Annotated in this window: 21 protein-coding genes and 1 tRNA gene; 12 read left to right on the forward strand and 10 right to left on the reverse strand. The window is 38.7% G+C overall.

Features of this window, described 5'->3' with window-relative positions; all coding sequences use genetic code 11:
• Positions 1-112 precede the first annotated feature (112 nt).
• Positions 113-1,687: a cation:proton antiporter family protein gene (locus CXF89_RS11565; RefSeq protein WP_007586608.1), complete on the reverse strand. Its 1,575-nt coding sequence runs from the start codon at positions 1,685-1,687 to the stop codon at positions 113-115.
• A gap of 265 nt (positions 1,688-1,952) precedes the next feature.
• On the opposite strand from CXF89_RS11565, the gene CXF89_RS11570 reads away from it, so the two are divergent.
• Both CXF89_RS11570 and CXF89_RS11575 read left to right on the forward strand, forming a co-directional pair.
• A complete protein-coding gene (locus CXF89_RS11570; protein WP_121954661.1) occupies positions 1,953-2,696 on the forward strand; it encodes a sporulation protein in 744 nt (247 codons plus the stop codon).
• Positions 2,697-2,770: 74 nt separating this feature from the next.
• Positions 2,771-3,220, forward strand: coding sequence for a GNAT family N-acetyltransferase (locus tag CXF89_RS11575; protein ID WP_121954662.1), 450 nt, complete (start codon positions 2,771-2,773; stop codon positions 3,218-3,220).
• A 79-nt stretch (positions 3,221-3,299) separates the two neighbouring features.
• Here CXF89_RS11575 and CXF89_RS11580 read toward each other — a convergent pair whose 3' ends face one another.
• The 6 genes from CXF89_RS11580 to CXF89_RS11605 all read right to left on the reverse strand — a co-directional run bounded on the left by CXF89_RS11580 (position 3,300) and on the right by CXF89_RS11605 (position 9,338).
• On the reverse strand, positions 3,300-4,655 hold the full coding sequence (locus tag CXF89_RS11580) for a sodium-dependent transporter (RefSeq protein ID WP_121954663.1): 1,356 nt from the start codon (positions 4,653-4,655) through the stop codon (positions 3,300-3,302).
• A gap of 204 nt (positions 4,656-4,859) precedes the next feature.
• Positions 4,860-6,152, reverse strand: a complete 1,293-nt coding sequence (locus CXF89_RS11585; RefSeq protein WP_007586613.1) for a sensor histidine kinase — start codon at positions 6,150-6,152, stop codon at positions 4,860-4,862.
• 19 nt (positions 6,153-6,171) lie between these two features.
• Complete coding sequence (locus CXF89_RS11590; RefSeq protein WP_010553868.1) at positions 6,172-6,876, reverse strand: response regulator; 705 nt, start codon at positions 6,874-6,876, stop codon at positions 6,172-6,174.
• 25 nt (positions 6,877-6,901) lie between these two features.
• Positions 6,902-7,285: a DUF3019 domain-containing protein gene (locus tag CXF89_RS11595; RefSeq protein WP_007586617.1), complete on the reverse strand. Its 384-nt coding sequence runs from the start codon at positions 7,283-7,285 to the stop codon at positions 6,902-6,904.
• Positions 7,275-8,057, reverse strand: a complete 783-nt coding sequence (locus CXF89_RS11600) for a MipA/OmpV family protein (RefSeq protein ID WP_257983205.1) — start codon at positions 8,055-8,057, stop codon at positions 7,275-7,277. The genes CXF89_RS11595 and CXF89_RS11600 overlap by 11 nt, the downstream gene beginning before the upstream one ends.
• 477 nt (positions 8,058-8,534) lie before the next feature.
• The gene (locus CXF89_RS11605; RefSeq protein WP_007586622.1) at positions 8,535-9,338 is read right to left on the reverse strand and encodes a hypothetical protein; all 804 of its coding nucleotides are present in this window, start codon (positions 9,336-9,338) and stop codon (positions 8,535-8,537) included.
• Positions 9,339-9,451: 113 nt separating this feature from the next.
• Between CXF89_RS11605 and CXF89_RS11610 the strand changes: the two genes are divergently transcribed.
• Positions 9,452-10,606: a serine hydrolase domain-containing protein gene (locus CXF89_RS11610; protein WP_121954665.1), complete on the forward strand. Its 1,155-nt coding sequence runs from the start codon at positions 9,452-9,454 to the stop codon at positions 10,604-10,606.
• A complete protein-coding gene (locus tag CXF89_RS11615; RefSeq protein WP_121954666.1) occupies positions 10,603-11,106 on the forward strand; it encodes a SixA phosphatase family protein in 504 nt (167 codons plus the stop codon). The genes CXF89_RS11610 and CXF89_RS11615 overlap by 4 nt, the downstream gene beginning before the upstream one ends.
• A 79-nt stretch (positions 11,107-11,185) precedes the next feature.
• Here the strand turns inward: CXF89_RS11615 and yhbY are convergent, their stop codons facing one another.
• Complete coding sequence (gene yhbY / locus CXF89_RS11620) at positions 11,186-11,482, reverse strand: ribosome assembly RNA-binding protein YhbY (protein WP_002963153.1); 297 nt, start codon at positions 11,480-11,482, stop codon at positions 11,186-11,188.
• Between the two features lie 88 nt (positions 11,483-11,570).
• On the opposite strand from yhbY, the gene rlmE reads away from it, so the two are divergent.
• The 8 genes from rlmE to CXF89_RS11660 all read left to right on the forward strand — a co-directional run bounded on the left by rlmE (position 11,571) and on the right by CXF89_RS11660 (position 19,649).
• The gene (rlmE, locus tag CXF89_RS11625; protein WP_007586629.1) at positions 11,571-12,200 is read left to right on the forward strand and encodes a 23S rRNA (uridine(2552)-2'-O)-methyltransferase RlmE; all 630 of its coding nucleotides are present in this window, start codon (positions 11,571-11,573) and stop codon (positions 12,198-12,200) included.
• A 66-nt stretch (positions 12,201-12,266) separates the two neighbouring features.
• A complete protein-coding gene (gene ftsH / locus CXF89_RS11630) occupies positions 12,267-14,210 on the forward strand; it encodes an ATP-dependent zinc metalloprotease FtsH (RefSeq protein WP_121954670.1) in 1,944 nt (647 codons plus the stop codon).
• Positions 14,211-14,288: 78 nt separating this feature from the next.
• Positions 14,289-15,137, forward strand: a complete 849-nt coding sequence (folP, locus tag CXF89_RS11635) for a dihydropteroate synthase (RefSeq protein WP_121954667.1) — start codon at positions 14,289-14,291, stop codon at positions 15,135-15,137.
• The gene (glmM, locus tag CXF89_RS11640) at positions 15,134-16,483 is read left to right on the forward strand and encodes a phosphoglucosamine mutase (RefSeq protein WP_007586638.1); all 1,350 of its coding nucleotides are present in this window, start codon (positions 15,134-15,136) and stop codon (positions 16,481-16,483) included. Before folP ends, glmM begins: the two co-directional genes overlap by 4 nt.
• 71 nt (positions 16,484-16,554) lie before the next feature.
• Entirely contained in the window at positions 16,555-17,304 is a 750-nt protein-coding gene (tpiA, locus tag CXF89_RS11645; RefSeq protein ID WP_007586641.1) for a triose-phosphate isomerase, read from the forward strand.
• 1 nt (position 17,305) lies between these two features.
• Entirely contained in the window at positions 17,306-17,659 is a 354-nt protein-coding gene (secG, locus tag CXF89_RS11650; protein WP_002962769.1) for a preprotein translocase subunit SecG, read from the forward strand.
• Positions 17,660-17,740: 81 nt separating this feature from the next.
• A tRNA-Leu gene (locus tag CXF89_RS11655) sits at positions 17,741-17,825 on the forward strand.
• A gap of 198 nt (positions 17,826-18,023) precedes the next feature.
• Positions 18,024-19,649 carry a methyl-accepting chemotaxis protein gene (locus tag CXF89_RS11660; RefSeq protein WP_024590962.1) on the forward strand — a complete coding sequence of 542 codons (1,626 nt, stop codon included), beginning with the start codon at positions 18,024-18,026 and terminating at the stop codon, positions 19,647-19,649.
• A gap of 444 nt (positions 19,650-20,093) precedes the next feature.
• Here CXF89_RS11660 and CXF89_RS11665 read toward each other — a convergent pair whose 3' ends face one another.
• On the reverse strand, positions 20,094-20,501 hold the full coding sequence (locus CXF89_RS11665) for a type 2 periplasmic-binding domain-containing protein (protein WP_121954668.1): 408 nt from the start codon (positions 20,499-20,501) through the stop codon (positions 20,094-20,096).
• 12 nt (positions 20,502-20,513) lie between these two features.
• Positions 20,514-21,638 (reverse strand): porin (locus CXF89_RS11670; protein WP_257983206.1); only part of this gene is annotated, 1,125 nt, incomplete at its 5' end.

Here is a 21,638-nt window from a genome sequence, read left to right on the forward strand (position 1 = left end):
GTGGTGAATTGGCTTGTAAAGGAATGTAAATAGAATTGCTTTTTATTTAAAAACTAATAACAAAGCCTTAATGGATTAAGGCCTTGTTATTTATAGACGTTATAAAAAGTAATTATTCGTTAAATAGCTCTTGTTTAACGTGCTCTGCAAAACCACTACCGGCTTCTAGGTAAAAGTTATAAGTAGAATGAACACCCATTTCTTCTAGTTCTTTTTGTTGATCAGGGTAGTTTGCAATAGCTGTTACTTGGCCTTTATAACCGGAGGCTTGTAGTTGCTCTAAGGCAAAAATATTTTGCATGTGTTTTGGCATCGCAAGCATAACCATTTCTACTTGCGAGTGATTTACTCGTTGCCAAAAGTCAGGGTCGGTTGCATCAGCAATTAAGACGTTGCGGCCTCTGTTTACGTGCTTATCTACCACCTCAGGTTTTATATCTATACCTGCAACAACATTTGGGTGAGTCGCGTTAATAGTCTCATAAGCACCAGTACCAATCCGTCCCATACCAAAAATGACTATTCTAGTATCGTTAAGGTTAACAGGTAGCTCTTCAGCTAAACGAGTTTTGCTTTCGAACTTTAATAACCAGTGCTCAATTTTGACGTACAACTCGTTTGAACGTTTATTTAATGGGGAGGCAATTATAAAGGTAATAGAAACAGCAATTGCCATTACAGCTAGCCATTCAGAGGTGATCATGCCTGTAGTTGCAGCCACTGCACATACAATTAAACCAAACTCACTGTAGTTAGATAAGCTAAAAGCAGTAAGTAATGATGTACGCGCGCGTAGTTTAAATATATTAGTGAACACATAATAAAGCGCTATTTTAACGGGTAATACTAAAATAAGTATAATAGCAACAATCAAGGAGTTAGTGGTTAGCTCTGCGCTCAAACCAATACTTAAGAAGAAGCCAACTAGCAATATGTCCTTTAAATTAAGCAGGGATTTTGATAGCTCGCCTGCCTTTTTGTGAGGGGCAAACATCATTCCTATTATTAATGCACCTAAATCGCCTTTTAGGCCTGCAAATTCAAATGCATGATAACCAGCAACTAGAGCAAAGAAAAAACCAAACAATGGTAATAGTTCACCATGTTTAGATCGGTTCAATACGCCATACATTACAGGTCGTAATAAAGGCAAAGCAATTATTAGTGCAATTGCCCATAAATTTGGGACTTTACCGGTGCTAATAGCTAAAAAGATAACAGCAAAGATATCTTGCATTACCAATATACCAATGGCTATTTTACCGTGTAAGCTTGCCATTTCCCCGCGTTCTTCAAGCACTTTTACTGCAAATACAGTACTTGAAAAGCTAAGCGCAAACCCAACTAATAAAGCACTTTGCCAACTTAAATCAACAAATAGTGGAATAGCGAATACGCCAAGTAATAGCATAAAACCACTAAATAACGCACTGCTAAAAATGATATGCAATGTTGCAGGTGCCCAAACTTGAGGTTTAATTAAACTGTTAACTTTAAGTTTCAAGCCAATACTAAAAAGAAGAAGGGTTACGCCAAGTGCTGCAATTGTATCGAGCAACTCTGTACTTTTATATCCCGATAAATTTAAAGCAAAGCCTGCTAATAAAAATCCAATAAGAGGAGGTAGTTTTAATTGATAAACGGCAAAACCACAAACAAACGCGGCAGCAAAATAGATTAGTTCCATAATTCTTAATATCACTTCATTTGGTGTTGCAGTGTAACGAAAAATTTATGCCATTGAAAATATAATAGACCTAAAAATGAACGCGTCTAATCAATTACTTGCCTTGCTGCGTATGAAAAATGCGCATTAAACACTTATTTAATCGTAAATAGTATGTAAATAACATTTTTTCACTGACATTAGCTTTTAAATATGGTTAAGATGCGATAACGAAGAAGTTTAAGCCAGAGCAAATAATAGAGCAGCTCAGCTTAAGGAGAGAGATATGTTTAAAAAGATTTTAGCGTCGGTAGGTATTGGTGCTGCAAAAGTAGACACTATTTTAGAAACTGAACACCTACAACCAGGTCAACTTTTTAACGCACAAATAGTTATCACAGCAGGGGATGTTAGCCAAGATATCGCAGGCTTAGATTTATTATTAATGACTCGTGTTAAAGTTGCGGGTGATGATGGCGATTATTTTACTAATCATGTAATTGAGCAATGGCGAATTACAGATATTGGTACAATTGAGCCAGGCGAAGTTAAAAACATCCCTTTTGAAGCACGTCTTCATTCTGAAACACCTATTACAGAAATTAATGCTGGCTATAATCAATCACATGTATGGCTAGAAACAGGCCTAGATATAGACTTAGCACTTGACCCAACAGATAAAGATCATTTACACATTTACCCTAATGAAGCGGTTAAAACGTGTATGCAAGCGATGGAAAAGTTAGGTTTTAGTTTAATGAAAGCTGACGTAGAAAAAGGCCACTTACGGGCTTCAACTTTTCAGTCATTATCTGGGTGTTACCAAGAACTTGAGTATAAACCTAATAGCCGCAGCTTATTTGGCATTCAGGAGATTGAATTATCGTTTGTACCAGAGGCACATAAAACACATGTGCTTATAGAGCTAGACAGAGCCTTTAAAGACGATGGTTATGTAGATTTGACCATAGAGCACGATCATGTGAATCTATCGCAGTTGTGTGATCAGCTAGAGCGCTTATTTACTTAGTATAAGCTAACTAAGCTAGCGAGTGATTTTAATAAACCCAGCCTAAGCTGGGTTTTTTGCTTATAGGATTTAATATGCAGTTTAAATGTGAGCAGTTTGACGCTCTTGATACACAGACTCTTTTTACTATTATGCGTGGGCGGGTTGATGTGTTTGTTGTAGAGCAAAAATGTCCTTACCCTGAACTTGATGATGTAGATATTGCTTTAAATACACAGCATTTATATACATTGGATAATGGCCAACTACAAACTTATGCGCGTTGTTATGACAAAAGTGAGCAATACAGCGCAATAGGTCGCGTGCTAGTAAGTGAAAGAGCGCGTGGCAATGGGTATGCTACTTTACTTATTACTGAAGCTATAGACTGCTGCAAAGCACAATGGCCTGAGCGAGATATTTATATAGGTGCACAAACTTACTTGCTTGATTTTTACCGCTCTTTTGGCTTTGAGGATTATAAAAGTGAATATTTAGAAGACGGTATACCTCATCAAGATATGATTTTAAAACTCACTAAATAAATCCAATTTAAGCAGCTATAAAAAAGCCCACTAATGTGGGCTATTTTAATTTAAGACTATTTTAAGGTTAAGGTATTATTTAGCTCAAGAGTGAGTGTAAAAATACCATACCAATAGCAAGTGGACACACAAACTTGGTATACCAAGGCCATATTTTCCAAAACAATGTGTTATGGACCTCAGGATTACCTTCTTTAATTGCTTTAAGTAATGAGCCTCTGTACCAAATCCAGCCTACAAATATACAACACATCAGGCCAAGCAAAGGTTGAGCTACTTTTGTAGTTAAAGTAATCACTAAGCCAAATAAGCTGCTAAGGTTACACACAATTATAATGCTAACGATAGTAATTAAAGCTCCAATCAACCAGGTTGCCTGAACGCGTTTCATCCCAAAGCGTTCTACAGTGTATGATACTGGCGCCTCTAACATTGAAATAGATGACGTTAAAGCGGCAATACTCATTAACGCAAAAAATGAAAAGCCCACAAATAAGCCAACTTCGCCCATTCCATCAAATAAAGCAGGGAGTACCTGAAATACTAACGTATCTTCAGAGAGTAATTTACCTGTTGAGGCCGAGAATATTTCAACGCCTTGAGCTTGCGCTACATACATAGCCGGAATAATCAGTAAACCCGCTACAAAGGCTATAAATACATCAATAAGGGTTACATAGGCACCTAAAGAAACAAGATTTTCTTTTTTGCTAATGTACGAGCCGTAAATAATCATTACGCTAGTACCTAGCGATAAAGAGAAAAAAGCTTGTCCTAGTGCGCTAACTAATAGTTTTGCGTCAAAAATAGACGAAAAATCAGGAACTAAGTAAGCCTTTAAACCCTCCATTGCGCCACCTTGGGTCATTACATAAGCAATAAGTGCAAATAAAATCCCCAAAAGAGCGGGCATTAAACGTTTTGACCATTTTTCAATACCGTTCTCAACGCCTCTACTGATAATAGCGACAGTTAGTACGATAAAGATGAGATTGAATATGATGTTTCGAGTAAGTGATTGCTCACTTAACCATGTCGATGCTGTGTCGGCACCGACAAGAGTAGCTATGGGTTCAGCTGTAGCGCTGAGCATCCAACCGGCAACAATCGCGTAAAAACTTAATATAAAGCCAGCACATAAAATACCGCCAAAACCAACAATAAAGGCAAAGTGTTTTTGCCATGGCTTATTAGATATTTTTTGAAGTGATGAAACCGCGTTTGCTTGGCCATGACGACCAATCATCAGTTCAGCCATTAAAGCGGGGTAGGCTAAAAAGAACGCAAGTACTAAATATGCTACTAAAAATGCAGCACCGCCATTACTTGCTGTTTGTGTAGGGAATCCCCAAATATTGCCCAAACCAACGGCAGAACCCGCGGCGGCCATAATAAAACCAAAGCGAGAGCTGAACTCGCCTCTAACTGCGCTCATATTATTGTACTTCTCTATTGTGTGACGGCGGTGACAATCTACTGGAAATGTTAAAAAATAAAAAGTGCTTATTTGCTGATCTAGCACAATTTAATAAGTAAAGTGTGTGTTATAACCATCGATTTTAATTGTTGTTATCGAGTCGTTTAAAATAACGAGTTGATTTTGTTTAATAATTGTTAATTACAGTCTGTAACTATTGCTTTACGAATTATGATGCTGTGCAATAGTGAGAGTAAAACATGCACCACCTAGCTGGGTACTTTTACTTACTTTAACACTGCCATGATGCCAGTCGGCTACTTTTTCAACAATAGCTAGACCAAGGCCGTAACTTTTATCAGCTCTGTTACGGTGATCTTCTTCCCTAAAAAATGGGCTAAATACATTACTAAAATTTTCTCGAGCGATACCCGGGCCGTCATCTTCTACCGTTATTATAAGCTGTTGCTCGTGTAACTTTGCGCTTAAGTAAATATGTTGGCTTGCAAAATCACATGCGTTAGTTAATAAATTAGTAATTGCGCGAGCAAGCCAGTGAAGATCTGCATTTATTATTTTATCGGTACTATTGAGCTGTACGTTGAGCATTTGCATTTCAAGCTTAGGTGCAAGTTGCACTAAAATATCTTCAAGGTAGGACTTAATGTTTGTTGATGAATAGGTCAGCTTATTAGCATTTTGCTCTAAAGTAGCAAATGCTAAATAGCTACTAAGCATCGATTCCATATGGTCTAAATCATTTTCCATACGGGTTAAATACTGTTTTACTTTTTGTTCATCATGGCTATCTAATGCCGCATCTAAACCAAATCGCAGGCACGCGATAGGGGTGCGTATATCATGAGATAAACTTGAGGCCATTAGTTTATTTTCAGCGACAAGCTTCTCTATTTGGCTGGCCATGCGGTTAAAGGTAAGCTCTACGTCTTTTATGTAAGTAAAATGCGATACTTTTATTCGGGCTTGAACATTACCAGAGGCAAACTTTTTAGCGGCTTCATTTAACACGGTTAATCGTTTAGCTAAGGGCGCAATAATAAACCCCATAAATACACATAGGCCTGCGTAAAATAGTAAGGTTAATATAATGTCGTTATGTTGCTCGCTATCAAAAATTTTATCTAAACGCATTGATAAGTGAAAAGGATTTAAAACAGCGCTGCTATAAAGCATATAAAAGCCTTGCTGATCTTCTAAAATCAGCCCACCCGGCGTATGCATTTGTAATAATAAAGAAGGCGGTAAAGCAAGTGATTCATTAGGTTTGTAATCAATTAAAACATCAAACTCTAGCGCCAGTTGTTTTACATAATCGCTGCGCTCAGATGTGGGTATGTTAGCTAACTGCTTGCTAAAACCCATGATCATTTTACTTTGCTGACTAAATTCATCCTGTGGGGTATGCGCTTGTTGACTAAAAGCATCAATAAGCCAGCCCAATACCACAATAGATAAAAGTGCACTGCCTAGAAGCGATATATAAAACTTTTTCATTTATTTATTCATCACTTTATTACCACGCAGTAGAAACAAGTAAATATCCACGGCCCCAAATAGTTTTAATTTTTTCAGGGTTTTGTGGATCATCATTAAACTTTTTACGAAGTGCAGAAATAAGTACATCAACACTTCTATCAAGCCCATCGTATTCTCTGCCTTTGGTTGCTTTAAATACAGCGTCACGCGAGACCACTTGGCCTGCATTGCTCGCAAGGTAATGAAGCAGTAAATACTCAGCACTTGATATGTTTACGTCTTGCTCGTTGAGTTTTACATTTCTAGATTCGGTATCAATACTAAGCGCACCAACATTAATAACACTCTCGTTAACGTGTGGAGTATTTGGCTCATTATTTTGGCGAAGGGCTGCTTTTATACGCGCTAGCAATGCACGAGGGCGTACAGGTTTCATTATGTAGTCGCTTGCACCTACTTCTAGACCAATGACCTCATCCATTTCTTCATCGCGTGCGGTGAGCATTATAATGGGCGAATTATAAAAACTACGAAGCTCTCTACACACGCTTATACCATCTTGCCCTGGAAGCATAATATCAAGGAGCACGATATTTGGATTTAACGTTTTGACTTGGCTAATTACTTCGTCACCTCTGTGACAAACATGCGTTGTGTAGCCTTGCTCTGTTAAATATTCAGCAACCCATTGAGCAAGTGATACATCGTCTTCAACGAGTAAAATAGTGCCATAGTTATCCATGAAAATATCCTTAATGCGATTGGTATTAAAATAGTCGCCAGCGGCGCTTTTTTTGCCTGTTTTGATATACCCATTGAAGCTTTACTTCGGCAATACTAATTATTTTAGAGGTATTGCTGTCAAATAGTTCAAATGAAATACTTTGCTGTGAATCAAATGCATAATTAAAAGTACCGCTCTGTTGCTTGAGCCAACATTGCATTATGTACTTTGAGGTGGCGTCACGTAGGCAGTAATTACCAATGATAGGTTGCTCCCACGTTAGCGTAACGTCAGCATAGCAATTTCGCCCTTCGCGCAATGCAACGCAGGTGTCTGGAACTGCTATAAGTGCTTCAGGAGGTTCCTGAGCTTTAACAGTAAAAGTACTGGGGAAGATCAGTAATACACAGATCCATCTAAAATACATAACGTAGGCCTACCTTGGCTTTGTGTTGATATCCTTGGGAAATAATTGGACTGTCGTCAATCTCTTTTGAAAACCATGTGGTAAGCCAGCCGGATAAAAACACCCAATCTTGGCTTATTGGGTACTCAGCATGGAACTCAAAAATAATACTAGTACTGGCATTGCTGCTATAAACCGGGCGAAGGCTGGTGGCTTCATCGCTATCAATACCAAAGTAATAATTGGTAAAGTCAGCAGAGTAGGCGCTTAAACCAACACCAGATCTAAACTCCCAGTTTCGCCACGGCAAAATGTGACTAAAAAAGCTATTTATAACCCAGCCATTGTGCGCGCCAGATACATCATGAAGGTATTCAAAAGAGAATTGAGAATTTTCAAATCGACGAGAAAGTCGAAGGCCGACGTCAAAGTCGTAATTACGTTTTTTTATACCTTGGAGTTCTTTTATAACACCATGGTTATAAAATCCGAGGCCTTTTTCGTCAAATCCAGCTTGAGTATTTGTGCCTAATATATCTAGGCCCCAATCAAATTTATCTATAAGACTGTAGCCTATTACAAGGCCGCCACTGAGTTGATTGTGATCGAAATCAAGGTAAAATTTATCGTAGGAAACAGCAAGACTTAAGTCGATCTCAACGCCTTTATCGTAAGACTCAATGCCGACAAGGTAAGAATCTTCAATATAAAAGCCCGCACCAGCACTCCAATCCCACGCAAAGCCTTGGGTTGGCTCTAACGTATTATCTGCATAATAGCGGTTACTTGCCATACTCGACGTGCTAAAAATGCAGCAAAAAAGCAGTGTTATGCTCAGTAAAGTATGGTTAAGCAAAGCGTTTCTCATCCCTTAGGGCCTAATTATTATTTGTTATTAAGCGTAGTATATTGTTAATTCGTTCCTTTAATCTGTAAAAAAATGTAGTAAGTGTTAGGTCTGTTGAACTTTTAAGGTTAAATTTGCAGCAGTCTGTTTGGTATTTAGGCAAGGCAGAGCCTATGCAGTGTGGCTATTCCCCACAAATGGGCGATAACGTAGCATTAATGCCAAACAGGCGCTGCCCAAAGGGTTCTTCCTAGGGGCTATTTACTCTTTGTTGCTCGGTTTTGACTTATTCTTACATGGATGTAAGCCAGTAGAATAACGCAGGAGCAGTTATCGAGCCCACTAGGTTACAAACCTCGCGCCGCGATTAAATAGCCCCTAGTTTGAACAAATTTTAATCCGTAAAGATCAACAGACCCTAATTTACTGAACTTTAATTTTATCGATTAATATACTACTCAAGTAAAACTGCATCATAGGTGTTAATGCACTTACTTCTGTTCTATTACATGGACCGCTAAGTTTAGTAAGGCTAGATAGTTTTGACAACGTTTTGTACTGAGGGATTTGAATATCTTTGCCAAGTCTTTCAATACGGGCCTCGTCAGTGTTTTGCTGATGAATAAAAGCGACAACCTCAAGCTCATTTGTTATTTTTTGCTCTTCGGTGAAATTGTAAATTAGTGGTTCACGATGAAAACTTGCACTGTCGATTGAAGATTTAGCAAACCAAACAACATCACCCGATGACTTGTGCGTGAGACGCATACTAACTTGTGCAAATATTGCAGCGCACTGTTGTGTTGGGTATTGCTGGGCAACATTTGAATATAAAGTAAATGGCTTCTCTGGTTGCTTTATTGCGTACTTAGTATCGTCTGTGAAAGTTAAATCGAGTTGCTGAATAGTCAGTGTGTAGTCACTGTTATTTTTAGTTGTTACTTTTAGTTGTTTATCGTTCAGTGCTTGGCTAATTTGCGATAGAAGTTTATCGGTTACGCTTGCCTTATCGGTAATGATTTTTACTGTTTGGTTTCTAACTACTTTATGTGCAGGAAGTTGAACAGATTTAACTTTTGGAGATGAGTGCTCTGTAGTGTACTCAAGTTGATAGGTCTGACTTTTTAATGTTGGCTTTAATGGCATAGCCAGTGGTTCGGCCGGTTGCTTTGTAATAGCACAACCAGTTGATAATAAAATAAAAAGTGACACAACTAAAAAACGCATAAGTACTAAACACTCGCTTAAAACCAAATAATCGTCGTATTGTACGTTAGTACAAACAAAACTTCATGATATTATCTGCGCAGATGTAGTTAAAAAGATAAATTTTATAAAAAATGAAGTATCTCAACTCTTTATCGTATTGCCTATCTGCTTTGTGTTTGCTGTTTAGTTCTGTGGGTTTTGCAGCAAAAGCGGATCCTGATTGGGATGCATTTGTAAAAAAGTACGGCCGTTACGCACAAAAAAAATTAAAAAGTAAAGGTATACCCGGTGCAGCGCTTTCGATTGTAAATATAAACAATTCAGACTACATCCACACCATGGGCGTAACTAAATCACGAAATGGACAAAAAGTTAATAAGCATACTCGGTTTAGACTCGCGTCTGTTTCGAAGACATTTGCAGGCTCGTTATCAGCTAAATTGGCTGCTAACGGCCTACTGGAATTAGATAAGCCTGTTAGCGAATACATAACTGATTTTAAAGGGACTGTTTATCAAGATGATTTAAAGGTGTTTCATCTTTTAAGCCATTCAAGTGGATTAGTTCCTAATGCATACGACAATTTAATTGAATCTCGTATGGATTACCCAGGTATTGTTGAAAAGCTGCTTAGCGTCAAACCAATTTGCAAACCCGGCGAATGTTATGGCTATCAAAACGTTATGTTTAGTCTTATAGGCGATGTGATATTACAAAACACCGAAAAAAGTTACGGACAGTGGTTACGAGAAGCTATTTTTGAGCCATTAAAAATGAGTGATGCGAGCTTAGGTTTTGAACAAATGGTGCATGACAATAATTATGCTCTACCTCATGTGCGGGGTAAAAAACGTTGGTATAGCGCTAAGCTTAAAAAAAATTATTATAAAGTGGGACCTGCAGCGGGTGTAAACGCGAGTGCAAGTGACATGGCCATTTGGTTAAAAGCCCAGCTAGGGCATTACCCTGATGTTTTGTCATTGGATACTCTCGCAAAGCAAACGCGTCCTTATACACATACAAAAAAAGAAATGCATCGCAGAGTGTGGAAAAAACACCTTAATGAGGCTTATTACGGGTTAGGTTGGCGCGTCTATAACTATGCTGATGAAACACTTTACTATCATAGTGGCTGGGTGCAAGGATATAGAAGTGATGTGGTTGTATTTCCTCACTTAAATATTGGTTTTAGCTTAATAGTTAATGCTGAAACCGGCGTAATCAATGAGCTAACGACTGAATTTATCGACAGGCTATTAGAATACAAACGAGGTAAAAAAATATGAATAATAAAATAATATTAGCAATCACTTTTTTAGTCATGTTATTTAATTGTAGTTTAGTGTTTGCAGCACCTGATGAGATATATTTGTTTCGTCATAGCGAAAAGTTAACGGGTAAAAATCCAGCGCTCTCAGAGGTGGGAAAGGCACGTGCAAATAATTTAGTTACTTTTTTCAAAGAGTATCAAAATATACATATTTTCAGCAGTAACTATAAACGCACGTTACAAACAGCGGCCCCTTTGCAGGCATATTTTAATACCGACGTAAATGTGTATAACGCAGGTGAGCTAAGTGATTTAAAAAATGAGTTACTAAAACTAAAAGGTGTAGTTGTTGTTATTGGGCACAGTAATACAACACCGCAACTAGCCGAGCTACTTTCGAATGAAAAAGTGCCAGCAATAAGTGAAACACAATTTACTCAGTACTTTATATTGAATAAGAAGCCCAGTAGTAATGGTAGTGAATATGATGTAACCCATCATAAAATGAGTTTTTGATTTAAAACGTTAAATAATAAAAACCAGCATTAAGCTGGTTTTTTCAATTTAAACGCACTAAATCCTTTAACAGGAATAATTAGTTACGCGGTAAATGTATTTTTTTCTCAACGCTTTGACGATAAAGCACAATAGTGTGACCTATCGTTTGTAGCTTAGTCGCACCAGTTTCACGTACGATTGCTTCAAAAATTAGTGCTTTTGTTTCACGATCGTCAGTTGGAACTTTAACTTTGATTAATTCGTGAATTTCTAATGCACTTTGAATTTCTACTACTACGCCTTCGGTTAAACCGTTAGAACCTAGTAAAACTACAGGCTTAAGGCTATGTGCCTGACCTTTTAAAAACTGCTTTTGTTTGTTTGATAATGTCATGTTTATACAAATTTTGCTGAATATGGCTTGAATTAAGGGTATTCTAACGCCATCTAGAGAATATTACTAATTAGTTGCGTGTTAATTTATGACAAATAAAAAACAGTCAGCCAGTTCACAGCGATGGCTGAAAGAACATTTTGATGATAAATATGTTCAAGAAGCGCAAAAAAAAGGCTGGCGTTCCCGAGCGGTTTTTAAATTAGATGAAGTACAAAATAGAGATAAAATACTTCGTCCAGGTATGACAGTTGTTGATTTAGGGGCGGCTCCAGGAAGTTGGTCTCAATATTTGGCTGAAAAAGTAGGTGACAAAGGCCAAGTGATCGCGTGTGATATATTACCGATGGATTCACTTGCGGGTGTTGACTTCTTACAAGGTGACTTTCGTGAGGAGGCTGTATTAAATGCGTTGTTAAAACGTATTGATGGTAAAAATGTTGATGTGGTACTCTCTGACATGGCACCAAATATGAGTGGCAATAACTCAGTAGATCAAGCGGGTAGTATGTATTTGGTAGAACTTGCGCTGGATATGTGTAGTCAAGTACTAAAGAAAAATGGCGCATTTATTGTTAAAGTTTTCCAAGGAGAAGGCTTTGATCAATACTTGCAAGATGTACGTAATAGTTTTAAAGCAGTGAAAATACGCAAACCTGATGCCTCACGTGCCCGTTCTCGGGAAGTATATATAGTAGCGACTGGATACAAACTGTAGTACAGTTGCTTGGCGTTTAGTTGAATTTAAATTAATTGGATACAAGAGGTTAACCCCTTGAGCGATATGGCGAAAAATTTAATACTATGGCTGGTGATTGCAGTTGTGCTGATGTCAGTCTTTCAGAGCTTTAATGGCGGCGAGCAAGTTGATCGTCAAACAAGTTACACTCAATTTGTAAAAGATGTCCGCAGTGGCTCTTTACAAGAAGTTATTATCGACCGCGGTACAGGAAATATTACTGGTACTAAGAGCAGTGGTGAGCGTTTTCAAACAACGATGCCAATGTACGATGAAGACTTAATAAATGATTTACTTAAAAATGATGTAAATGTGAAGGGTGTACAACCTGAAGAACAATCATTCTTAGCAAGTATATTTATTTCTTGGTTCCCGATGATACTGCTTATAGGTGTATGGATATTCTTCATGCGTCAAATGCAAGGCGGCGGCGGTAAAGGCGCTATGTCATTTGGTAAGAGTAAAGCTCGCTTAATGAGTGAAGATCAAATTAAAACAACGTTTGCTGATGTTGCAGGTTGTGATGAAGCGAAAGAAGATGTTACTGAGCTGGTAGACTTTTTACGAGATCCTTCTAAGTTTCAAAAACTTGGCGGTAGTATTCCTAAAGGTGTACTAATGGTTGGTCCTCCAGGTACCGGTAAAACGTTACTTGCGAAGGCTGTTGCTGGTGAAGCTAAAGTGCCATTTTTTACAATTTCTGGTTCAGATTTTGTTGAAATGTTTGTGGGTGTTGGTGCGTCACGTGTACGTGACATGTTTGAGCAAGCTAAAAAAGCGGCGCCTTGTATTATCTTTATAGATGAGATTGACGCTGTTGGTCGTAAACGTGGTGCTGGTATGGGCGGCGGTAACGACGAACGTGAGCAAACACTTAACCAAATGCTAGTAGAAATGGATGGTTTTGGTGGTAACGAAGGTATTATCGTTATCGCAGCAACTAACCGACCAGATGTATTAGACCCTGCATTACTTCGTCCAGGTCGTTTTGACCGTCAAGTTGAAGTAGGTTTACCTGATATTCGTGGTCGTGAGCAAATACTTAAAGTACACATGCGTAAAGTGCCATTAGGCGATAACGTAGAAGCTGCTCTTATAGCACGTGGTACTCCAGGTTTCTCTGGCGCGGATTTAGCAAACTTAGTAAACGAAGCTGCGCTTTATGCAGCACGTGGTAATAAACGTGTTGTAAGTATGGCTGAATTTGACGCTGCTAAAGATAAAATCATGATGGGCGCAGAGCGCAAGACCATGGTGATGAGCGAGCAAGAAAAAGCAATGACAGCGTATCATGAAGCTGGCCATGCAATTGTTGGTCGTATGGTGCCAGAACATGATCCAGTTTATAAAGTATCTATTATTCCACGTGGCCGTGCGCTGGGTGTAACAATGTACTTGCCTGAGCAAGATCGTGTTAGCCATTCAAAAGAGCTTTTAGAATCAATGATTTCTAGCCTTTATGGTGGCCGTATTGCTGAAGCGCTTATCTACGGCGCAGATAAAGTAACAACGGGTGCAAGTAATGACATTGAACGAGCTACAGATATAGCGCGTAAAATGGTTACACATTGGGGTTTAAGTGAAAAACTAGGTCCGTTACTTTACGCTGAAGATCAGAACGAAATGTATATGGGTGGTGGCGGTAGTCGTTCATCTAACATGTCGGACGACACGGCAAAAGTAATTGATGCAGAGGTTCGATTACTTTCAGATCGTAACTATCAAAGAGCAGAAGAAATATTAAAAGAAAATATTGATATTCTTCACTCAATGAAAGATGCGTTAATGAAATACGAAACTATTGATGCAAAGCAAATTGATGATTTAATGGCACGCCAACCAGTACGTGAACCGCGTGATGCACATGACCGTCATGAAGCTAAACCGGTAAAAGCGGAAGAACCTCAAGAACCAGTTGCTGATGAAAGTCAAAAGACTGATGATTCATCAAAAAAAGATGAAACAAACCTTGATGACAAAGCTGAATAATCGTTAAAATAGTAATGAAAGCCCCGAACTTCGGGGCTTTTTTGTATCAGCTATTTAGAAAAAGAATAAAGGTTGGCAATGACTAACATATTAAAGCTTCCGAGAGGGCGTACGCTTAATCTTGAAAAGCCCGTTATTATGGGAATATTAAATGTAACGCCGGATTCATTTTCTGATGGTGGGCAGTTTTTAGATCCCAAAATAGCGCTAAAACGCGCAATGCAATTATTAGATGACGGTGCGACAATTTTAGATATAGGGGGAGAATCTACTCGCCCAGGCGCGCCAGATGTTAGCTTAGAAGATGAACTTGCTCGAGTAATCCCCGCTATTAAAGCGATACGTCAGCACAGTGATTGCGTTATTTCAATTGATACCAGTAAAGCACAGGTAATGGAGCAAGCAATACTTGCAGGGGCAGATATAGTCAATGATGTTAGAGCTTTACAAGAAATAGACGCCTTAGAAACGGTTGCGCAGTATGAAGATGTAGCAATTTGTTTAATGCATATGCAAGGGCAGCCCCGGAGCATGCAATCGTCACCTCATTACGATAATTTGTTTGCAGATATAAGTATGTTTTTTAGTGAACGTATTAAAGCATGTGAAACAGCTGGGATTAAGTTTGAACGACTTATTCTAGACCCAGGTTTTGGATTTGGAAAAACGCTTAGTCATAACTATCAAATATTGGCTAAGTTTGATGATTTTAATAAATTAGGTTTGCCATTATTGGCCGGATTATCTCGTAAATCGATGATAGGTAATTTATTAAACAGAGATACAAATGAACGGTTAGCGGGCAGCTTAGCGGGTGCGTTAATCGCAGCGCAAAATGGCGCAAAAATTATTCGTGTACATGACGTAAAAGAAACCGCAGATGTACTTGGTGTATATCAAGCCTGCGAACAAGGAATTTCACAATGAAAGAAAGAAAATATTTTGGCACCGATGGCGTGCGTGGACTTGTAGGCGCTGCCCCAATAAACCCAGAGTTTGCAATGAAGCTAGGCTGGGCCGCTGGGCGTGTATTATCGCAAAGTGGTACTAAAAAAGTAATTATTGGTAAAGATACGCGTATTTCGGGCTACATGCTTGAAACCGCACTTGAGGCTGGTTTAATTGCTGCTGGTATTGATGTTGTATTATTGGGTCCTATGCCGACACCGGCCGTTGCTTATTTAGCGCAAACATTTCGTGCTGAGGCAGGTATTGTAATTAGTGCCTCACATAATCCGTATTACGATAACGGTATTAAGTTTTTCAATGGTCAAGGCTTAAAGCTTGATGATGCAGTAGAACTTGAAATTGAAGCGATGCTTGATGAGCAAATGACATGTGTTGCTTCAGATAAATTAGGCAAAGCATCGCGTTTAGTCAGTGCGGATGGCCGCTATATAGAGTTTTGTAAGAGCCAGTTCCCGCAAGGCCTGTCTTTAGAAGGTCTTAAAATTGTTGTCGATTGCGCAAATGGCGCAACTTATCATATTGCACCTTCTGTTATGCGTGAACTTGGCGCAGAAGTAATAACACATGCGTGTGAGCCTAACGGCGTTAATATCAACCATGAATGTGGCGCTACTCACGTAGATACCCTTAAACGTAAAGTGCTTGAACTTAAAGCCGACGTAGGTATTGCATACGATGGTGATGGTGACCGCGTGATGATGGTTGATCATAATGGCCGTGTTTTTGATGGTGATGATCTGGTTTATATTATTGCTTGCCAAGCAGCCCAAGATGATAATTTGGGTGGTGGTGTAGTTGGTACTGTTATGTCTAACATGGGCCTTGAAAACGCTTTAAAAGCAAAAGGTATCGAGTTTGCTCGCAGTAAAGTGGGTGATCGCTATGTTATGGAATTACTACAGCAAAAAGGCTGGAAAATTGGCGGTGAAAGCTCAGGCCATGTACTGAATCTAGACTTAATTAGCACGGGTGATGGTATTATTTCAAGCTTACAAGTACTTGCTGCTATGGTTGCACAAAATCGTACATTGCAAGACTTAGGCGCTGGTTTTACCAAGTATCCAATGAAGATGATTAACGTGCGTTATACAGCTGGAACTGACCCGACAAAAGCACCAGAAGTGCTTTCAGCTGTAGCAGAAGTAGAGCTTGCTTTAGGCGATAAAGGCCGTGTTTTACTGCGTAAGTCAGGCACTGAACCTGTGGTTCGTGTTATGGTTGAAGCCGAGCAAGAAAAGATTGTAATAGACAGCGCTCAAAAAATTGCAGCTGTTGTAGAATCTATGAGCAAACAAACTGATTAATAACAATAATCTCTTGTAACTTTGGGCGAGAAAAGTTAATATCTCGCCCGCTTTCTAATGTGGAGTGGATAATGGCAATACGCAAGGCGATGGTCGCAGGCAACTGGAAAATGAATGGCTCTTTAGAGTTAGTTAAACAAATGTCTGACGCTATTAACGATGTAAAATCACAAGAGATGGACATTGTTTTATTTCCTCCATTCCCACTTGTACCAGCAATGGTAGCTAGCGGTGTTTCTACAGGAGCTCAAACTGTTTCTGAAAATACACCTGGCGCGTTTACTGGTGAAGTTGATGCGCAGCTTATAAAAGATTTAGGTGCAACTTACGTGCTCGTTGGTCATTCTGAACGCCGCAGTATTTATAACGAAAGTAATGCAACAGTCGCTGAAAAGTTTGCCAGAGCACAGCAAGTTGGGTTAACACCAATATTATGTGTAGGCGAGAGCGAAAGTGAGCAAGAAAACGGTCAAACCGAACAAGTAGTTGCTGCACAAATTGATGCAGTAATAGAGAAATTAGGTGTAGCAGCACTGAAAGATTCTGTGATAGCATACGAGCCCGTTTGGGCCATAGGCACAGGTAAGACTGCATCGCCAGAGCAGGCACAAACTGTTCATAAATTTATCCGTGACAAAATTGCATCACTTGATAGCAATTTAGCACAAGGGCTTACCATCTTATATGGTGGTAGCGTTAATGAAAAAAATAGCGAATTATTATTTGCACAAACAGATATAGATGGCGGCTTAATTGGCGGCGCAAGTCTAAAAGCAGAATCTTTTACTGCAATCTGTAACAGTGCAAAAGGGACTGTATAAGATGTACGAAATTTTATTAGTAGTTTATTTAGTTGTGGCTTTGGCTCTAGTTGGAATGGTTTTAATTCAACAAGGTAAAGGCGCAGATATGGGTTCTTCATTTGGCGCTGGTGCATCAGGCACAGTTTTTGGTTCGTCAGGTGCAGGTAACTTTATGACAAAAACAACCACAAGCTTAGCAACGGTATTTTTTGTATTAAGCATTGTGTTAGGAAACCTAACTGCTGGTCAAATTAAAAAGACTGACGAATGGGAAAACCTAGAAGCAGCTCCAGCAGTAGAAACAGTAGTTCCTGTTGAAGAAGATGTTCCAGTAACATCTACTAAAGAGCAAAGCTCTGACGTACCAAACTAATTTAGCGTAAAGCTATCGTTAAACGATTTATAGTCCTCAAATAAATCACATGTTTAACAATCAAGCGAAAGCTTAAAAAATGCGGATGTGGTGGAATTGGTAGACACGCCACCTTGAGGGGGTGGTGCTTTAGGGCATGGGGGTTCAAGTCCCCCCATCCGCACCAAATTTAGAAACCAGTAGCAGTGATGTTACTGGTTTTTTTGTATCTGTAATTTATTGTGATTGTTTTATGAGCGATGTGTGTTTATTGTTAAATATTTCTTCTATTTGTTAGAAAAAACTAGAAATATTACAAATTTAGCTCACACTTATAGATATCAAGCCGATAATAGATATAGACAATAAAATAAGGTAGCACAGTATGGCTTCAGGCTTCTCTTTTCAAAACCTAAGCATAACAAAGAAAATACATGCAATAACATGCATTGCGGTAGTGGCTTTCATAGTGATCGTATTGATAAACTATTTAGCTATGAATGATAATAAGGTTTCTCTCGATGAAATGAGTAACTCATCGTATAAAGTTGTAAAAATAACGTCGCAAAACGTAGGGCTTTTAGAAAAACTTGATGAACTTTATACCCAAGCGGTTACGTTTGGTGAGCAAGATCTTATAGTTAAAGCAGACGAGGTATATCAAACTTTAGAGTCTAATATTACCTTAATAACGCAACTTAATAACTCCTACATTAATAACGATATTATTAATGAGTTGTCAGATTATGAAAAAATATCCTCAAGTATTGCTACAGGTATGGTTAACGGTACTGCTGATTTTAGTAAGATTCAGCAACAAGCGCAGCTTAAAACAAGTTTATATGGATCTGTCTTAGAAAGTTTTAAAGGCGCTCAACAAAAAGCGGATAATCGTTTTTTTGAACTGGTTGCCAACACTAAAGCGCGCTCTGATGAAGCATTAACTCTAATGTTAGCTGTATCCATTATTTCATTAATTTTATTATTGTTTATGGCTATTTGGATTGCTAAGAATATAGGTTCATCTGCGAGTGATGCAGCTAACAACCTTAGTTTATTAGCAAGCGGCAATGGTTCTTTAAGCACACAGCTATCTGTTAACTCAGAAGACGAAATTGGCCAAGTCTCTATTAATTTTAACGCATTTATTTCCTTACTAAGAGAAACAGTTCTTGAAGTTATTGCTGTATGTGAGCCTTTAATGGAAAACTCAACACGATTAGTTCAAGGTATGGAACAAGCTGAGCGTGCTACAACAAAGCAAACCACTGATGCTGAAATTGTTAAGCAATCTATGGAAGAAATGAAACAGAGTGTTGGTGATATATCAGAATCTGCAGCTAACGCTTCTCACGCTGCTGAAACGGCCGAGAAAGAAGTTGAACAAAGTCGTACACAAGTACAGATGTCAGTTACCGCTTCTCGTACGCTCAGTGATGAAATTAATCGAGCTGCAGGGACTATTAATAAGCTTGCGGACGATACAAAAAATGTATCGCAGATTTTGAATGTAATTACGTCTATTGCAGATCAGACAAACTTACTTGCTCTTAATGCTGCTATTGAAGCTGCACGAGCAGGTGAACATGGAAGAGGCTTTGCTGTAGTGGCAGATGAGGTTCGTGAACTGGCTTCTCGCACTGCACATTCTACTAATGAAATACGTGAACTATTGGGATCATTAACGACTGCCGCAAATGAATCTGTAGCTGCTATGACTTCAGCACGTGATATGGCAACAGATAATGCTACAGCCGCAGAAAAAACAGGTATTTCAATAGAGAAAATCGCAGAGCAAATGTTAGAAATTAATGGTATGAATTCGCAAATAGCAGCAGCGACTGAGGAACAAACATCCGTTGCAGCTATGGTAGTAGATAATGTGTCAAATATGCATGTATCGTTCGAAGATACTATGGACTCACTACTTGCTGTACGCGACGTAGCCAAAAACCTACATTACCTATCTGATAACCTATTAGATGCAACCGCTAAGTTTAGAATCGAGTAAAGCTTAGTACTGAGTCAGTATAAAAATCTACCCTAGGGTTGATGCCAGTTAGTTAACCGCTGACTGGCTTTTTTGTTTGGATATCTGGTTTGACATACCTAGTATATGTCCACTCCCGCTTTATTAGTAATATGTGATGCTCTACTTTAGCTTACTATTGCTCTATTTATTTAGGGATACTCCCTGAGTTCACAATAAACATAGTCTGAATTAAGTTAATAATATTAATTGCACACGTCGTAACACTCAGTTGACAGAAGTCTTCTGAATTGGGTGCGTAGCTATTGGCTAGAGAAAGTGTTGTAGTGGGTTGCAAAAAAAAAGGCCTCTGAATAAATTCAGAAGCCTTCATAAACGAACCAGAAGGCCGGTTTATCGATTGGTTAAATATTTCTCAACCTATCTGTATTAACCTCTGGGTGGTTTTTTATATCAATTTCACTGCTAAAAGGTCGCAATTACTTTTACTTTATCGGTCACTTTAGCACTATCAACATAGCCAATTGCATTTCCATTAGCTGCAACAAAATTAATAACAGCTTGGTCAGTTGTTAGTTTTTCAGGCGGGGTACCTTTACCTGTAAATACAAGCTTTGACCAATATGCATTTAACTGACTGCTAGACTTACCCACTACTTTGTCGTTAAATTCATCAGCTACAGATGTACCGTCTTGATTTATAGGATTAACTTTATCGCCATTACTAAATGACTTACTTTTTCCCAGATAAATCTTTTTTATTGTGTCAGCATCTACAGAGCTAGCATTGCTTGGATTAATAATCACAGCAACTTCTGCAAATACATTAATTGAGCACAATGAAAGTGCACTTACTAAAATTAATTTTTTCATCATAAGCTCCAATTAAAAGACAAGATCTACACCGACAGCTACAACATCCGTCTCTGTATCAGTTATGTCATCTTCAAAACGACTAAAGTCGATCTTGAAAGCAGCGGAAGGATGAAAATCATAACGTGCACCAATTGTGTATACGTTACTTTGTGCACGAAGACCTTCAAGAGCACCATTTACAGCTGAATTTAAGGTTGGTATTGACTCAATGGTATTAAAACGTGATGAGTCATGTTTGTCATCATTGTCTTCATAAGTAAAATGAACAATTACACTGTCAATACGGTAACCAACTGATGCGTAATACTGTGACTGTTCTGGTAGTATACTGTCTTCAACCTCAAATTGCGTATATTCGGCATCAAACAAAAAGTTTTCATAATCAATAGAAAAACCAACGCCAACGAAGCTCGTTTTATCTTCTTCAGTGATTAGGTCATTCGCAGTATTAGTTAAGCCACTATCAGACAATACACTTACGAGACCAATTAGGCCGCTATCCTCTGAAGAAATGCTAGTGTCGGCCACAATGTATGCAGCTCGCGCACTGAACCAGTCGTATGATAGACTCCAGTTTATACCGCCTAAATTATTTAATTCAGCAGGTAATTCTGTTCCAAATACGTCAATATCACCATCGAATGCACCATAAAAGCCTTGAAGCGTAGAATCCCAATCACCCAATTGAGAGCTGTAAACTACACTAACGCCTTCATAAGTTGAAAATGGGATACCGTATACTGATTTTGGCGGACGTACCCAGCGATAAGCATAACCTACATCCAAGAAATCAGAATACTTGTAAAAAGGAACACGCATTTTACCAGCGCTAAATTGCAGTTCATCGCTGTATTCATAAGTAACGTATGCCCATTCGAATGTAGCGTCAAAGTCATCCTCTCCACGCGCAATAATTTGAGCCGTAGCTGTTAGCTTTTCATGTAGGTCTGCAGATAATTGTAAAGCGAATTTACTCTCATTTTTAAAAGAGATATCGTCATCATAGCCGTACAAAGTACTGTCACTATCCAGACTTTTACCACCGACAATTGATGCAAAACCATTAATTCTTACCTCAGCACTAGCATAGCTAGATGCTAAAACTGCACATACAGCCACTGCTACAGATAGCTT

Origin of the sequence: Pseudoalteromonas sp. MelDa3 (assembly GCF_002863625.1) — a bacterium.
Classification (GTDB): Bacteria; Pseudomonadota; Gammaproteobacteria; order Enterobacterales; family Alteromonadaceae; genus Pseudoalteromonas; species Pseudoalteromonas arctica.

Bases quoted from the DNA above. Each gene is read 5' to 3' on its own strand.
- CXF89_RS11565 (WP_007586608.1), bottom strand. From the start codon at position 1,687: ATGGAACTAATCTATTTTGCTGCCGCGTTTGTTTGTGGTTTTGCCGTT.
- CXF89_RS11570 (WP_121954661.1), top strand. From the start codon at position 1,953: ATGTTTAAAAAGATTTTAGCGTCGGTAGGTATTGGTGCTGCAAAAGTA.
- CXF89_RS11575 (WP_121954662.1), top strand. From the start codon at position 2,771: ATGCAGTTTAAATGTGAGCAGTTTGACGCTCTTGATACACAGACTCTT.
- CXF89_RS11580 (WP_121954663.1), bottom strand. From the start codon at position 4,655: ATGAGCGCAGTTAGAGGCGAGTTCAGCTCTCGCTTTGGTTTTATTATG.
- CXF89_RS11585 (WP_007586613.1), bottom strand. From the start codon at position 6,152: ATGAAAAAGTTTTATATATCGCTTCTAGGCAGTGCACTTTTATCTATT.
- CXF89_RS11590 (WP_010553868.1), bottom strand. From the start codon at position 6,876: ATGGATAACTATGGCACTATTTTACTCGTTGAAGACGATGTATCACTT.
- CXF89_RS11595 (WP_007586617.1), bottom strand. From the start codon at position 7,285: ATGTATTTTAGATGGATCTGTGTATTACTGATCTTCCCCAGTACTTTT.
- CXF89_RS11600 (WP_257983205.1), bottom strand. From the start codon at position 8,057: ATGGCAAGTAACCGCTATTATGCAGATAATACGTTAGAGCCAACCCAA.
- CXF89_RS11605 (WP_007586622.1), bottom strand. From the start codon at position 9,338: ATGCGTTTTTTAGTTGTGTCACTTTTTATTTTATTATCAACTGGTTGT.
- CXF89_RS11610 (WP_121954665.1), top strand. From the start codon at position 9,452: ATGAAGTATCTCAACTCTTTATCGTATTGCCTATCTGCTTTGTGTTTG.
- CXF89_RS11615 (WP_121954666.1), top strand. From the start codon at position 10,603: ATGAATAATAAAATAATATTAGCAATCACTTTTTTAGTCATGTTATTT.
- yhbY (WP_002963153.1), bottom strand. From the start codon at position 11,482: ATGACATTATCAAACAAACAAAAGCAGTTTTTAAAAGGTCAGGCACAT.
- rlmE (WP_007586629.1), top strand. From the start codon at position 11,571: ATGACAAATAAAAAACAGTCAGCCAGTTCACAGCGATGGCTGAAAGAA.
- ftsH (WP_121954670.1), top strand. From the start codon at position 12,267: ATGGCGAAAAATTTAATACTATGGCTGGTGATTGCAGTTGTGCTGATG.
- folP (WP_121954667.1), top strand. From the start codon at position 14,289: ATGACTAACATATTAAAGCTTCCGAGAGGGCGTACGCTTAATCTTGAA.
- glmM (WP_007586638.1), top strand. From the start codon at position 15,134: ATGAAAGAAAGAAAATATTTTGGCACCGATGGCGTGCGTGGACTTGTA.
- tpiA (WP_007586641.1), top strand. From the start codon at position 16,555: ATGGCAATACGCAAGGCGATGGTCGCAGGCAACTGGAAAATGAATGGC.
- secG (WP_002962769.1), top strand. From the start codon at position 17,306: ATGTACGAAATTTTATTAGTAGTTTATTTAGTTGTGGCTTTGGCTCTA.
- CXF89_RS11660 (WP_024590962.1), top strand. From the start codon at position 18,024: ATGGCTTCAGGCTTCTCTTTTCAAAACCTAAGCATAACAAAGAAAATA.
- CXF89_RS11665 (WP_121954668.1), bottom strand. From the start codon at position 20,501: ATGAAAAAATTAATTTTAGTAAGTGCACTTTCATTGTGCTCAATTAAT.